Genomic DNA, 301 nt, shown 5'->3' with positions numbered 1-301 from the left:
CATACTAAAAGAAATGTGTGTAAATAAAAAGTTAGACAATGTAGATTTTGCAGGTCATATTTCAGATGCAATTAAACTAAAAGGAATGTATGAGAAGTCAGACATATTTATACTCCCTTCTTTTAAAGAAACATTTGGAATTGTTTATGTGGAAGCAATGGCAAGCGGTTTACCAATTTTATATTCTAGAAATCAAGGGATAGACGGATACTTTGAAGAAGGTAAGGTGGGCTATAGTATAGATCCTTACAGTGTAAAAGATATTGAAAAGAAACTTTTTCAAGTGATAGAAAGGTAGATC

The 301-nt window shown here is 31.2% G+C and carries 1 protein-coding gene; it reads left to right on the top strand.

Features of this window, described 5'->3' with window-relative positions; genetic code table 11:
* Positions 1-298 (top strand): glycosyltransferase (locus R0J87_RS19360; protein WP_498888274.1); only part of this gene is annotated, 298 nt, incomplete at its 5' end.
* Positions 299-301 lie beyond the last annotated feature (3 nt).

The organism is Halomonas sp. SIMBA_159 (assembly GCF_046536035.1).
Classification (GTDB): Bacteria; Pseudomonadota; Gammaproteobacteria; order Pseudomonadales; family Halomonadaceae; genus Vreelandella; species Vreelandella venusta_A.
The sequence above is the reverse complement of the archived record's forward strand: the minus strand, read 5'-3'. Positions and strand labels throughout refer to the sequence as shown.